This is a genomic window from Hydrogenophaga sp. NH-16 (assembly GCF_004006415.1).
Taxonomy (GTDB): Bacteria; Pseudomonadota; Gammaproteobacteria; order Burkholderiales; family Burkholderiaceae_C; genus Hydrogenophaga; species Hydrogenophaga pseudoflava.
In genome coordinates, this window is the sequence record NZ_CP029344.1 from 944,525 (window position 1) to 957,797 (window position 13,273).

13 protein-coding genes are annotated in these 13,273 nt (G+C 67.4%); all 13 read left to right on the forward strand.

Annotation, left to right across the window (positions count from 1 at the left end):
* Positions 1-172 precede the first annotated feature (172 nt).
* The 13 genes from DD542_RS04585 (at position 173) to DD542_RS04645 (ending at position 13,273) form a co-directional block, all read left to right on the forward strand.
* On the forward strand, positions 173-562 hold the full coding sequence (locus tag DD542_RS04585) for a hypothetical protein (RefSeq protein WP_127804120.1): 390 nt from the start codon (positions 173-175) through the stop codon (positions 560-562).
* Complete coding sequence (locus tag DD542_RS04590; RefSeq protein ID WP_127804122.1) at positions 562-1,626, forward strand: toprim domain-containing protein; 1,065 nt, start codon at positions 562-564, stop codon at positions 1,624-1,626. Before DD542_RS04585 ends, DD542_RS04590 begins: the two co-directional genes overlap by 1 nt.
* Positions 1,619-3,289, forward strand: a complete 1,671-nt coding sequence (locus DD542_RS04595; protein WP_206610769.1) for a primase-helicase family protein — start codon at positions 1,619-1,621, stop codon at positions 3,287-3,289. Before DD542_RS04590 ends, DD542_RS04595 begins: the two co-directional genes overlap by 8 nt.
* A 549-nt stretch (positions 3,290-3,838) precedes the next feature.
* Positions 3,839-4,450, forward strand: a complete 612-nt coding sequence (locus DD542_RS23685; protein ID WP_206610770.1) for a hypothetical protein — start codon at positions 3,839-3,841, stop codon at positions 4,448-4,450.
* 5 nt (positions 4,451-4,455) lie between these two features.
* Positions 4,456-6,540 carry a terminase gpA endonuclease subunit gene (locus DD542_RS04605; protein ID WP_241559769.1) on the forward strand — a complete coding sequence of 695 codons (2,085 nt, stop codon included), beginning with the start codon at positions 4,456-4,458 and terminating at the stop codon, positions 6,538-6,540.
* A complete protein-coding gene (locus DD542_RS04610; protein ID WP_127804126.1) occupies positions 6,537-7,022 on the forward strand; it encodes a helix-turn-helix domain-containing protein in 486 nt (161 codons plus the stop codon). Before DD542_RS04605 ends, DD542_RS04610 begins: the two co-directional genes overlap by 4 nt.
* A 60-nt stretch (positions 7,023-7,082) precedes the next feature.
* Positions 7,083-7,586, forward strand: coding sequence for a hypothetical protein (locus DD542_RS04615; RefSeq protein ID WP_127804128.1), 504 nt, complete (start codon positions 7,083-7,085; stop codon positions 7,584-7,586).
* A 277-nt stretch (positions 7,587-7,863) separates the two neighbouring features.
* Positions 7,864-8,646, forward strand: coding sequence for a hypothetical protein (locus DD542_RS04620; RefSeq protein WP_127804130.1), 783 nt, complete (start codon positions 7,864-7,866; stop codon positions 8,644-8,646).
* Between the two features lie 8 nt (positions 8,647-8,654).
* The gene (locus DD542_RS04625; protein WP_127804132.1) at positions 8,655-8,894 is read left to right on the forward strand and encodes a hypothetical protein; all 240 of its coding nucleotides are present in this window, start codon (positions 8,655-8,657) and stop codon (positions 8,892-8,894) included.
* Between the two features lie 12 nt (positions 8,895-8,906).
* Positions 8,907-10,544 carry a phage portal protein gene (locus DD542_RS04630; protein WP_127804134.1) on the forward strand — a complete coding sequence of 546 codons (1,638 nt, stop codon included), beginning with the start codon at positions 8,907-8,909 and terminating at the stop codon, positions 10,542-10,544.
* Positions 10,531-11,898 (forward strand): S49 family peptidase, encoded by a 1,368-nt coding sequence (locus tag DD542_RS24180; RefSeq protein ID WP_127804136.1) that lies wholly within the window; start codon positions 10,531-10,533, stop codon positions 11,896-11,898. Before DD542_RS04630 ends, DD542_RS24180 begins: the two co-directional genes overlap by 14 nt.
* A 34-nt stretch (positions 11,899-11,932) precedes the next feature.
* A complete protein-coding gene (locus DD542_RS04640) occupies positions 11,933-12,301 on the forward strand; it encodes a capsid cement protein (RefSeq protein WP_127804138.1) in 369 nt (122 codons plus the stop codon).
* A gap of 33 nt (positions 12,302-12,334) precedes the next feature.
* A complete protein-coding gene (locus tag DD542_RS04645) occupies positions 12,335-13,273 on the forward strand; it encodes a major capsid protein (RefSeq protein WP_127804140.1) in 939 nt (312 codons plus the stop codon).

Here is a 13,273-nt window from a genome sequence, read left to right on the forward strand (position 1 = left end):
GGCGCGCATTGGGTAGGTTTTCCTCCCTGACCACAGCCTGGTGCGCGCTCGGCGGGGTTTTCATCGGTGCGGCTGGTGGGCGTGTTGTTCATGCCTCCAGTCTCTTTTTTTTGGCCCGCGCGGTCATTGCGAACGCTTCCGAATCTTTCGGAACGGTTCGGAAAGGGTAGTCATGGAGTCGATCAACGATGCGCTGATTGAGGTGGTGAAGGCCCTGGGCGGGTCGAAGCAGGTGGGCGCGATGCTCTGGCCTGAGAAGGCGCCTGACGCGGCGCAGCGGGCGCTGCTGGACTGCCTGAACCCTGACCGGCCTGCACGGCTGTCCCCCGAGCAGATGGTGCTGTTGATGCGCAAGGCGCGCCAGGCGGGTTTCCACGCGGCTGCTGAGTGGCTGATGGGCGACCTGGGCTACGCGCGGCCGGTGCCGATGGAGCCTGCGGAGGAGATGGCGGCGCTGCAGCGCGACTTCCTGCAGGCCACCCAGGCGCTCACCAGCATGGCGGGCCGGCTGGAGCAGATGCACGCGATCATCAACCGCCCGCCGCTGAGGGACGCGACCTGATGTCGTCCTGGGAGAACCACGACCAGGTGCTGCGGCAGATGGCCGCCTTCGGCATTGAGCTGCAGAAGAAGGACGCCGGCTTCCCCAAGCGCCTGGCCAAGCGGGTGACGTGCGGCAAGGGTGGCAAGGACTGGTACAAGCTGTACGAGTTCACGCGGGACAACAAGGTGTACCTGGTGGGCGGCTTCGGCACGTACCGCCACGGGGGTTCGTTTCAGAAGGTCGAGGTCGACTGGGCGCCGCTGAGCGAGGCTGAGCGCGAGCGCCAGCGCGCACAACGGCAGGCACAGATCGAGGCCCAGGCGTCGCGCCGGCGGGAGGAGATCGAGCTGGCCCGCGCGAGCGCCGTGGAGATCTGGCGCAAGGCGGTGCCGGACGGTCGTTCGCCGTACCTGGAGCGCAAGGGCCTGCAGGGCGAGGCCTGCCGGTTCGTGGCGAGCCCGATGGCTCTGCGCTGGCCAGCGGACCAGCCGGGCGAGGATGACACGGTGGTGCGCCTGCCCGAGGGCACGCTGGTGCTGCCGCTGATCCGGTATGACTTCCCCCGCGCCGAGGCGCTGCGCGCGTTGCAGTTCATCAAGCCTGACGGCGCGAAGGTGTACCTCAAGGGCTTCGAGAAACCGGGCTGTGCGCTGCGCCTGGGCGATGTGTCTGACGACACGCCGCTGGTGCTGGTGTGTGAGGGCTACGCCACCGGTCTCTCGATTCGCATGGGGGTGGACTTCGTGTTCCCGGTGTTTGTGGCGTGGGACGCGGGCAACCTGGTGCACGTGGTGCCGCTGGTGCGCGCGCTGTACCCGAACAAGCGTCTGCTGATCTGCGCCGACGACGACTGGAAGACCTTCGACCGCCGCACGGGCCGCCTGAACAACCCGGGCCGCACCACGGCCAAGCAGGTGGCGCGCGACGTGCCGGGCTGCGACCTGGTGTGGCCGGTGTTCACGGTGCCCGATCGGGGCGACAAGGAAACGGACTTTGACGACCTGCGCCAGCGCGAGGGCCTGCACGTGGTTCGGCGCCAGCTGGGCGGGCTGATCAGGGACATGGGACGGATGTATGGTTGACCAGAACAACACGCCGACACCAAGCGGCGACCCAGCGGCGCAGCCGCTCGATGCCGCTGGTGCGGCATCGTCGTCGACGCCACCGGCCCACGGCGCGTCAGCGCCGCTGGATGACTCTCTCTCGTCGAGCAAGGTGGTTTCGCTGCAGGAAGCGGCTGCGCTTCGGCGTGCGGTTGAGGAGGGCGCATCGTCGCCTGATCACACATCGGCCCCCCCTCCCCAAGAAAAAGCGCATGCGCTGAAATCGGGGGATAGGGGAGAGTCCCCGGGCGACGAATCTGCGCCCAGCAAGCCTGCAGGCAAGGCCGCCAAGCCCGAGAAGACCATCGACTGGGGCAAGTTCAACCACCTGGTGGAGAACTTCGTCCTGATCTACGGCACCGACACTGTGTGGGATGGCTCTGAGCGCCTGATCATGAAGATCGCCAACATGGGCCACGCACACGGCAGCGACATGGTGCGGCTGTGGAAGGGCAGCGAGCGCCGGCGCACGGTGCGCCAGCAGGATGTGGTGTTCGACCCGACCATGCAGGCTGACCCTGAGACCACGGTGAACCTGTTCGACGGCCTGGCCATGGAGCCGGTCGAGGGTGACGTGGCGCCGATGCTGGAGCTGATCCGCTTCCTCACCAGCCGGGCCAGCGACAACGCGGACGAGTGCGACCAGGTGATGCACTGGCTGCTGTGCTGGCTGGCGTATCCGCTGCAGAACCCGGGCGCGAAGCTGCGCACGTCGGTGATCATGCACGGCGACGAGGGCGCGGGTAAGAACTTCCTGTTCGACACGATGGTGTCTATCTATGGCAAGTACGGCGCGCTGGTGGGCCAGGACGAGCTGGAAGACAAGTTCAACGACTGGCGCTCGTGCAAGCTGTTCGTGGTGGGTGACGAGGTGTCCAGCCGGGCCGAGCTGGTGCACAACAAGAACCGGCTCAAGGCGCTGATCACGTCGCCCACGGTGCAGATCAATCCGAAGAACCTGCCCAGGCGCGAGGAGTCGAACCACATCAACATCGTCTTCCTGTCCAACGAGCTGCAGCCGCTGGCGCTGGACAACAGCGACCGCCGCTACCTGGTGGTCTACACGCCCAGGGCCAGGGAGCCGGACTACTACCGGCGCCTGGGCAAGTGGCGAGAGCAGGGCGGGCCTGCCGCGTTCATGCACTACCTGATGAACTACCCGCTGGACGACTTCGAGCCGTTCGCCCCGGCGCCCTACACCGAGGCCAAGCGGGCGCTGATCACGATCAACCGCAAGAGCCCTGAGCAGTTCCTGGCCGAGTGGTCCGAGGGCGAGATCGATCTGCCATTCAACAGTTGCAGCGTCGAGCAGGCTTACCGGGCTTACCTGAAATGGTGCGTCCGAACGGGTGAGCGGTATCCGTTCAAGCGTGAGCAGTGGACGCCGACTGTGATCCGTTTCAGCGAGCACCTGAACCCGGACAACCCGTGCAGGGTGAAGGTGATGAAGCTCGACAGCGAAGGGGCCAAGAAGGCGCAGCGCATGTTCCTGGTCTGTGAGCCCGACATACCCAATGGCATCACCCAGGGCGAGTGGGCCACGTCGGCGGTCGAGGCCTTCGACAAGGCTCTGAATGCCTACATGTGGAAGGGGGAGCCCCGCTCCCCTGAGAAAAAAGCCGAAGACGGGGGTGATGAATGAGCCCGATGCGCATCTCAGGTTACGCGGTTACGCCGGGGTGTAACTCGAAAAGCCAGCAACGACGCGGGGAGTTACGCGGTTACGCGGTTACGCGGGCCTCTCACATGTGTATGCGTGCAGGCGTGCGGGCGTGTGCGCATGCGGGCGTGCATGTGGGTGCGCGAGTGGGTGTAACCGCGCAACCGCGTAACTCGCTAGGCGGGCTGCGGGTTTCACGGTTACGCGCGCGCGCAACCGCGTAACTCCACTTTCATTTTCAGGAAAAGGAAGAAGAACAGATGAGCCGCACGACCACCAACCAGCACCAGGTCGCCTCGATGGTCCCCGCGCTACCAGCCGCGGCTGTGGTGGCGCTGCTGTTTTCGTTCGAGGTCGCCCACCCCCCAGTAGGTACTCCCACAGCAGAAATCCACGGGGGTAATTCGGCCCCCGCGCGCGCGCCAGTGGCTGGCCGTGGGAAAAGTGAACGGACAGGCGAACACCCGGCCCGTTCACTGGCGTTTTCGCTGCGTTCACCGGCCGCTGTGGCCCTGGCGGGGGGCGTTCACCGTGGCTAAGGTCCAGCGCATGGGCATCCGTGAGTACGCGCGGCACCGCGGCTGTGCGCCGTCGGCCGTGGCCAAGGCGATCAAGGAAGAACGGATCACCTCGAACCTGGACGACAAGGGCCGCCCTTGGATCGACCCAGAAGTGGCGGACATCCAGTGGGCGAAGAACACCCGCGCGCGGGCCGACAGCGTGCGCGCCGTGACGCCGGCGGCCGGTGGCCAGGGGGATGGTGGCGCCGACCCAGAAAAAACGCCCAGCGGCCCCGAATCCGGCGACCAGGGCGGGGCGAAAGCGGCTTACACCGACTTCCGGGCTCAGACCGAGGCCGAGACGCTGCGCCGCATCCGCCGTGAGAACGCCCAGGCCGAGGGCCTGCTGGTCGAGCGCAAGAAAGTCGACCGCGCCGTTTTCGATGCCTTCCGCGCGCTGCGCGATCGCGCCATGGCGGTTGGCCAGCGCGCTGCACCCAGGTGCATCGGCCTGGCCGACGCCCGCGAGATCGAGCGCGTCATCGATGAGGAGCAGCGCCGCGCCTTCGCCGACTGGGAGGCCGACATGCAGCGCCGCCTGCCGCACCTTGACGGCTACCCGGCCGAGGAGATCCCGACTTGAGCAACATGGCCGACGGCTACCTGGTTGTGCTGCAGGCCGCCATGGAAGGCGCGCGCCCGGACCCCGAGCTGCGTGTCGACCAGTGGGCCGAGGAGTTCATGATCCTGCCGAAGTCAGGGCCCGCCCCGGGCCCGTTCAGCTTCGACCGCTCCTACCCGGCCCGCCGTGTCCACCAGGTGCTCTCACCCGGTCATCCGTGCAAGCGCGTCGTGGCCCGCGTGGCCTCGCAGATGTTCAAGACGCAGACCGCGCTCAACTGGATCGGAGCCCTGATCCACCGCCGGCCGCGCAACATCCTGGCGCTGGAGCCCACCGACACCCTGGTCAAGCGGTTCAGCGCCCGGGTGTCGACCATGATCCGCAACGTGCCCGAGCTGCGCGAGCGCGTCAGCGCTGCCAAGAGCCGCGACAGCCGCAATACGGTGCAGGCCAAGGACTTCCTGGGCGACGCCACCCTCTACATGAACACGGCCGGCTCGGCGGCCAACCTGGCCGAGGTCTCGGCGCCCTACATCTACGTCGACGAGATCGACCGCCTGGAGCTAAACGTCGACGAGGAAGGCGACCCGGTCGAGCTGGCCGAGGCCCGCGCCACCCAGTACGCCAACGACGCCAAGTTCTTCTACACCTCCTCGCCGAGCGTGAAGGGCATGTCGAAGATCGACGAGCTGCACAGCATGGGCACCCAGGAGGAATACCACGTGCCGTGCCCGCACTGCGGCCACCTGCACGCCCTGGTGCTGGAGAACTTCCACTACGCGCGCGATCCCGACACCGGATTCATGGACCGAGCCTGGTTCGTCTGCCCAGAGTGCGGTTTCGAGATCGACGAGCACCACAAGACCACCATGCTGCCGGACGTGGACGCCGGCGGTCAGGCCCGCTGGGTGGCCACCGCGCAGGGCGACGGGGAAACGATCAGTTTCACGCTGTCGGCGTTCTACATGCCCATCGGCGCCATCACCTGGCTGTCGCTGGCCAGGCAGCACGCCCGAGCCAAAGACCGCCAGCTGCGCGGCGACCACGAAGCCATCAAGGTGTTCTACAACACCCGCCTGGGCCTCAGCTACGACAACAGCGAAGCCACCAGCACCGCCGACCAGCTGAGCGCCCGCGCCGAGCCGTACCCGATGCGCGTCATCCCAGACCGCGCTCTGGTGGTCACCATGTCGGTCGACACCCAGGGTGATCGCCTCGAATACCAGATCGAGGCCTGGGGACCCGGCATGGAACACTGGGTCGTCGACTATGACAAGGTGATCGGCGCCCCCAGCCTGCCGCCCGGCAGCCACGGCAGCCCTTGGAACCGCATCGACGAGATCCGCCGCACCCCGCTGCTGCACGCCAGCGGCGTCGCCATCATGATCAGCGCCTACGGCGTCGACACGGGCGGCAGCAACACGCAGGACGTCTACAACTACACCAGCGCCCGCAAGGGCCTGCACTGCGTCGCCATCCACGGTGCTACCCGGCCCAATCGGCCCGTCATCAGCAGCGCACCCAGGAAGGTCGACATCGAGTGGCAGGGCACCAAGACCCCGGGTGGCGTCGAGCTGTGGGAGGTCGGTACCGACGTGGCCAAGGACTACCTTCTGCTCGACCGCATGAAGCTGTCCGACGGCCCCGGCGCCATGCACTTCCCGAAGGACATCGACCCCGGCTGGTTCGACCAGCTCGTGGCCGAGCGCATGGTCGTCACCTACCGCAACGGCCGCGCCGTGCGCAAGTGGATCAAACCGAATGGCGTGCGCAACGAAGCCACCGACCTCTCGGTCTACAACCTGGCCATGGCCCACAAGCTCGGCCTGCACAAGTGGAGCGAGCTCGACTGGCGGGCCCTGCGCGCCAAGCTGATCCCCGCCACCCTCGACCTGTTCGCGCCGCCGCCACCGCCGCCGCGCCCCATCGAGCTGACCGACCCTGAGACAGGCGAGATCCTGACCGACTCCGCACCCGAGGCGGTGGATACGTGTCCACCCGCCGCGCCGCCGGCGCCCGCAACGCCACCCGCACCCCAACCCCTGCCCATGGCCGCCCTGCAGGCGCCCGCCGTGGGCCGCCGCATGCTCAACCGAGGACTCAACCGATGACCCAGAAACCCCAGCGCTTCGCTGCCACCGCCACCCCCGAGCCTGACGACGACGTGGTCGACGTGCAGGAAGGCGACATCCAGATGGACGAACTGTTCGAGCAGTGGTCCGCCTGGTGCCGCACCCGCCGGTTCTACGCGCCGCCCAGCAACGTCGGCAGCATCCTCGGCCAGCTGCGCGGCCCCAGCCGCCCCAGCCGGCAACCGCCGAACGCCAAGTGCAGCACCAGCATGGCCGCGCTGCACCTGGCCATCAAGGGCCAGCCCGAGGACGCGCTGGACTCGAAGGTGTTCTGGCTCTACTACGGTGAGCGGGTCAGCAGCGTCAAGCAATCGGCCTACGTGCTCGGCATCAGCCGCCAGCACTTCTACCGCCTGCTGCGCGCGTTCAGCCAGCGCGTGCTGATCGCAGCCAAGCAGATCGAGGCCGACAACCTGGCGGCTAGCGAGGCACTGCCGCATCGTGCAGAATCCTCCGAGTAATCAAGCAGGGGAGGGGTTATGCGGTCTCGAAGCAATGGAAACGTCTACCTGATTGTGTTGGTGTTGCTTGTGATCGTTGCCGGGTCATGGCAGTACAGCGAGTACACCGCACGCAAGAAGCGAGAGGAAGCGGAGCGGGTAGAGGCGGAGCGGTTACGCCAGGAGACGATCCGTCAGCAAGCGGAGCAGGCTGAGCTGGAGCGTCGACTTGCTGTCGCTCAGGCAGAGAAGGACGCGATGGCGAGCACGCTATCCAAGGTCGACGACATTGCCGTGCGATGGGGAGATGCCCGAAGGGTCGCAGGAGTCACATCCAGAATTGCACTTTCTGCCCCGGTGGCGAACATGCAGAGCTTGCGGCGCGAGGTCGACAGCTTAATTGTTCCGCCTTGCCTGGACTCAGGAATAGAGGCCTTGAAGCGCAGCATGGACACCACCATCGATGCCTACGTGACCTTCATGGTCGAGAAAGGGGATGCCGGAAACAGGCTGACGGGAGCACTCTTGGACATGGCAAATGAACAATTCGACTTGTTCAAAGAGTCGCGAGCCGAATGCATCTGAGACCGGATTGCTGCCATTTGATTCTGCAGTTGTCAATAAGTGAGTTGTCACCTCCAGAGGTGACAAAAAACCGGGTGACAACAGGTGACACAAACCCCCAAAATTCGCATCACTTTGGATACGTCTAAAAAGTCCGTCAACCCAAGCACCGCCATGTAACGCATACACCGCAGCAGCGCCGCGAAGGGCATCAAGCCCGCCCCGAAGGCCCCAGCACCGCAAGGTTCTGGGGCCTTCTTCATGGCCACTGCGAACCGCACCAGACCCACCCCATCAAATGCTCGACATCAAGCTCTCGGCCCGCAGCGGCCGGATCGCCGACATGATCCAGAGCTTCCGGGATGTGCCTGCGCGCGTGATGCCTTACGCCGCCTCGACCGCGCTCACGCGCACCGCCCAGGCCCTGGCCAAGACGGTGCTGCCGGGCGAGATGCAGCGTGTGTTCGACCGGCCGAACCGCTACACCCTGAACAGCCTGCGCGTGAAGCCGGCCACCAAGGACAAGCTGGCCGCCAGCGTCTGGGTCAAGACCGACGCCACAAACAACGGCACCCGGCCCGAGGACTACCTGTTCCCCAGCGTGGCCGGTGGCGCCCGCAACGAAAAGCGCTTCGAACGCGCCATGCGCTACGCCGGGCTGCTGCCCACCGGCTGGCGTGCCATGCCAGGGCAGGGCGCCCCGCTGGACGAGTTCGGCAACCTGCGCCGGGGCGAGATGCAGCGCATCCTCACCGCCACCCGCACCGCCTTCGACCCCTACCAGCGCAAGACCAACAGCGCGCGCAGCCGCAGGAACGCGAAGAAGGCCCCTTACTTCGCCGTCACCCCTTTGACCGGTCGCTTCGTCGGTGGCGAATACCGCGAAACCCCGAACCGCCTGCAACCCGGCGTCTACCGCCGCGAAGGCAAGGGCATCAAGCCCGTGCTGATCTTCACCAAGACCCAGCCCAAGTACCGCCAGCGGCTGGACTTCGTCGGCGTGTCCGAGCGCTTCACTGTGCAGACCTTCCCGACCGAGTTCAACCGCGCCGCCCAGGCAATCCTCAGCCGCCCACGCTGACCACCCACATGCCCACCCTTGCCGAACTCCAGACGCGCCTGGCTGAGTACCGCGCGGCCGAGTCCCGCATCCTCAAGAGCCAGGAATACGCCGTGGGGCAGGGCGGTGCCGCCCGCCGAAACCGACGCGCCGACCTGGTCGACGTGCAGACGCAGATTTCGGCGCTGGAGCTGCAGATCGACAAGCACCCCGACAACCCGGCCACCCGAGGCGCCCGCCGCATCCGCTACCTGCGCCCCGCGGGTTAAGGCCAGCCGTCCATGATGAACCTCATCGACAAGGCCCTGCTGCCCTTCGACCCTCAGCGCGTGGCCGATCGCGTCAAGGCCCGCGCCCAGGTCAATGCCCTGGAAGCCATGGCCTCGGCTGGCTCACCCGGCGCAGGCGGCGGCACCAGCGGCAGCGGCGCCGGCTCCCGCTGGTGGAACCCCTTCGCCCGAAGCGCCGCGCGCGACACGCTGCCCCATCTCGGCACCCAGCGCGCCGCAAGCCGCGAGCTGGCCCGCACCAACCCCATCGCCGCCGGCGCCATCAACACCAGCGTGGACCGCATCATCGGCACCGGCCTGGCCTTCGTCGCCTCGCCCGCGCGCCAGGTGTTCGGCTGGTCGGCCGACCAGGCCGAGGAGTGGAAGGCGCAGGTGCAGGCCGAGTTCAGCATGTGGGGCGACGACCCACAGGCCTGCGACCTGACCGGCGAAGAAACCTTCTACCAGGCGCAGGGCACAGCGGTGCGCGGCACGAAGGAAAGCGGCGACATCTTCACCCTGCTGCCCAACGCCGAGCGCACCCGCATGCGGCCATACGCGCTGCGCTTCCAGCTTATCGAAGCCGACCGCGTGGGCAACCCCAAGGGCGTGATGGACAGCGACGAGGTGGCCGGCGGCATCAAGTTCGGCCCCGGTGGTCGGCCGATCGCCGCCCACATCCTCGACCGCCACCCCGGCGCCGGCTACACCGCCAAGAGCACCGATGTGCACGCTGGCGAGTGGGTCGACTTCCAGGGAGCCAGCGGGCGTATCCGCCTGCTGCACCACTACAAAAAGCGCCGCCCCGGCCAGCCGCGCGGCGTGCCGTACCTGGCGCCCGTGGTGGACCTGATCAAGCAGATCGGGCGCTTCACCGACGCCGAAGTCGAGGCCGCGGTGATCAACAGCTTCTTCACGCTGATCATCGAGACCGAGAACGGCAATCCATCGCCCGTATTTGGTGTCGGCAACAGCACTGCCACCGGGTCCGGCCCACAACCGGCCGACGAGATTGCCCTCGGGCCCGCGGCCGTCGCTGGCCTGGCCAAGGGTGAGAGAGCCGTCTTCGCAGATCCCAAGCGCCCCAACGTCAACGCCGTCGAGTTCATTCACGGCCTCATCGGCCTCATCGGCATGGGCCTGGGCATCCCGCGCGAAGTGCTGCTCAAGCAGTTCAATGCCAGCTACAGCGCCAGCAAGGCCGCGCTGCTCGACGCCTGGGTGCACTTCCGCAGCGAGCGTGCCTGGGCCGCGCTCAGCTTCTGCCAGCCCATCTTCGAGACCTGGCTGGCCGAAGCCGTGTACATCGGCCGCGTAAAGGCGCCCGGCTTTTTCTCGGACCCGCTGCTGCGCTGGGCCTACACCCGCGCCGCCTGGCCAGGCGACAGCATGGGCTCCATCAACCCCAAGGACGAGGTGGCCGCCTACACCGCCGCCATCGACGCCCGCCTCATGACCCGCGAGCGCGCCGAGTGGGAGCTGGGCGGCACCGACTGGAACGCCACCTTCGACCAGAAGTGGGCCGAGCACCAGCGCCTGGCCAAAAAAGGCCTGCTACCCGTGCCCAAGGCCGGCGCAGCAGCGCCGCAGCCGCAACCCGCCAGCGGCGCCCAACCCGAACCCGAGGAAACCGACGATGACGCTGCTTGACCTGCTGCGCAGCGCCTGGGCCATCCAGCCCGAGCGCCTGCTCGAAATCCAGTCGATCTACGACACGCACCTGCGCGGCGAAAAGATCGACATCCCCGCCATCGAAGCCCGCCTCGGCCGCCCCCTGGCCAGCGAACAGCAGGAATACCGCATCCGCGAGGGCGGGGTGGCGGTGCTCAGCGTCGAAGGCGTCCTCGCGCCCAAGGCCAACCTGTTCATGCGCGTGAGCGGCGGCGCCAGCACCCAGCTGCTCACCAAGCAGGTGGAAAGCGCGATTGCAGATCCGCGCGTGCGCGGCCTGATCCTCCAGGTCGACAGCGGCGGCGGCAGCGCCCTGGGCGTGCCCGAGCTGGCGGACACCATTCGCGAGCTGGCCGCCGTCAAGCCCATCGTCACCGTCACCGACGGCGTCATGGCCTCGGGCGCCTACTGGCTGGGCAGCGCGGCCAATGCCGTGTTCGGCAGCGGCACCACTGTGCAGGTGGGCTCCATCGGCGTGGTGATGACCCACAACTACACGCCCAACGCGAGCGGAGCGCAGACCACCGAGATCACCGCCGGCCGCTACAAGCGAATGGCCACCACCGCCAAGCCGCTGGACGAGGAGGCCACCGCCTACCTGCAGCAGATGGTCGACCACATCTATGGCGTGTTCGTCGACGCAGTGGCCCAGCACCGTGGCGTGTCCGCCGAGGCCGTGCTCGAACACATGGCCGACGGCCGCGTGTTCATCGGCCAGCAGGCCGTCGACGCCGGCCTGCTCGACGGCTTCATGACCGTCGACCAGGTGGCCGAACGCATGGCCGCCAACCCCGCAGAGTTCGCCACCCGCCGCAAGGCCCAGGTGGCGGCGTCCGCCCCCGCCAAAAAGCCCGCCGGTGCGCGGGCCGATGGCACTTCCCCCACCGAGCCGGTGCTGCTCACCCCTCCCGCAACCCCAACCACCAAGGAAACCACCATGGATCTCAAGACCCTGGCGGAGCAGCACCCCGACCTGCTCGCCACCATCCAGGCCGACGCCCGCGCTGCCGGCGCCAAGGCCGAACAGGACCGCGTCGCCGCTGTGCGCGCCCAGTCGATGAAGGGCCACGAAGCCCTGATCGAGCGCCTGGCCGCCGACGGCAAGACCACCGGCCCCGAAGCCGCCATGGCCGTGCTGGCCGCCGAGCGCGCCGCCCAGGAAGCCGCCGGCAAAGCCTTCGTCGAGACCGACGCCCCCGAACCGGCCAAGACCAGCGCCGCTCCGAGCGACAAGCCCAAGACCAAGGCCGAGCAGGCCGCCGAGGCGAAGGCCTTCGCCGCCGAGCACAAGGTCGACTTCATCACCGCGATGAAGAAGCTGGGCTTCGCCTGATCCACCCACCCCATCACCCCCAGGAGTCCAAGACATGAATCCCTCCATCTCCACGCTGACGCTCACCGTCATCGCCACCGGTGTGCTGACCAACGCGCGCGCCGTCAACCAGGCCGGCGCCTATCCCGCGGCCGGCGGCCTGGCCTTCGGCATCACCCGCAGCGACGCCGCCATCGGCGACCCGACCCCGGTCGATGTGCAGGGCACCGCCACCGTGCAGGCCGGCGCCACCTTCGCCAAGGACGTGCCTCTGATGGTCGGCACCGACGGCAAGCTGATCGCCCACGACGGCGACGGCGACAAGCACGCCGTGGCTCGCTCCATGGAAGCCGCCACCGCCCCCGACCAGCTGGTCGAAGTGCTGCTGGTGCCCTCGTCCGGCGTGCTCGTCACCGCCGCCTGACCCCACCCCATCCACTGAAACGGAGTACCCAACATGAACCAAATGACCCCCGGTCAGGCCCGCGCCGTCGATCCGATCCTCACCGAGATCGCCCGCGGCTACCGCAGCCCGAAGGCTGCCATCGCCAACATCCTGTTTCCGCTGGTCGACGTGACGCAGCGCGCCGGCAATATCATCAGCTTCGGTCCGGACGACTTCAAGCTGGTCAGCACCGTGCGCGCCCCTGGCACCAACACCAAGCGCGTTCAGTTCGGCTACGCCAGCGGCAACTACTCCCTGGTCGACTACCGTCTGGAGGCGCTGACCCCCTGGGAGATCCAGGAAGAAGCTGGTGCGGTGCCTGGCATCGATGTGGTGGCCATGTCTGTCCGCAAGGTGCAGAACGTCATGGCGCTGGAGCGCGAGAAGCAAGCCGCCGACCTGGCTCGCAATGACGCGCTGTACGGCTCCAACAACAAGGAAACCCTGACCAGCACCGCTCAGTGGTCCCACGTCGACAGCGACCCGATCGCCGACATCCTGGACGCCAAGGAAGCCATCCGCCAGCAGATCGGTGAGCGCCCGAACGTGCTGACCGTCGGCCCCAAGGTGCTGACCGCTCTGCGCAACCACCCGAAGATCCTCGCGCGCCTCAGCAACACCAACGATCGGCCGCCGGCCAGCATTGCACAGCTGCTGGCGCTGTTTGAGCTGGAACAGATTGCGGAAGGTGGTGCGGTGTACCACGACGGCACGCAGTTCCAGGACGTGTGGGGCAAGGACGCCATCCTGGCCTACACCACCCCCGCCAGCCTGGCCGAGATGGGCAGCCCGAGCTACGGCTACACCTACCAGCTGCAGGACCGTCCGGTGGTGGAAGAGGGCTACGAAGACCGCAACGCCAACAGCTGGGTCAACCCGGTGGCGGACGCGCGCAAGGCGGTGCTGGCCGGCGCCTCGGCCGGTTTCATCTTCAAGACCGCGGTGGCCTGA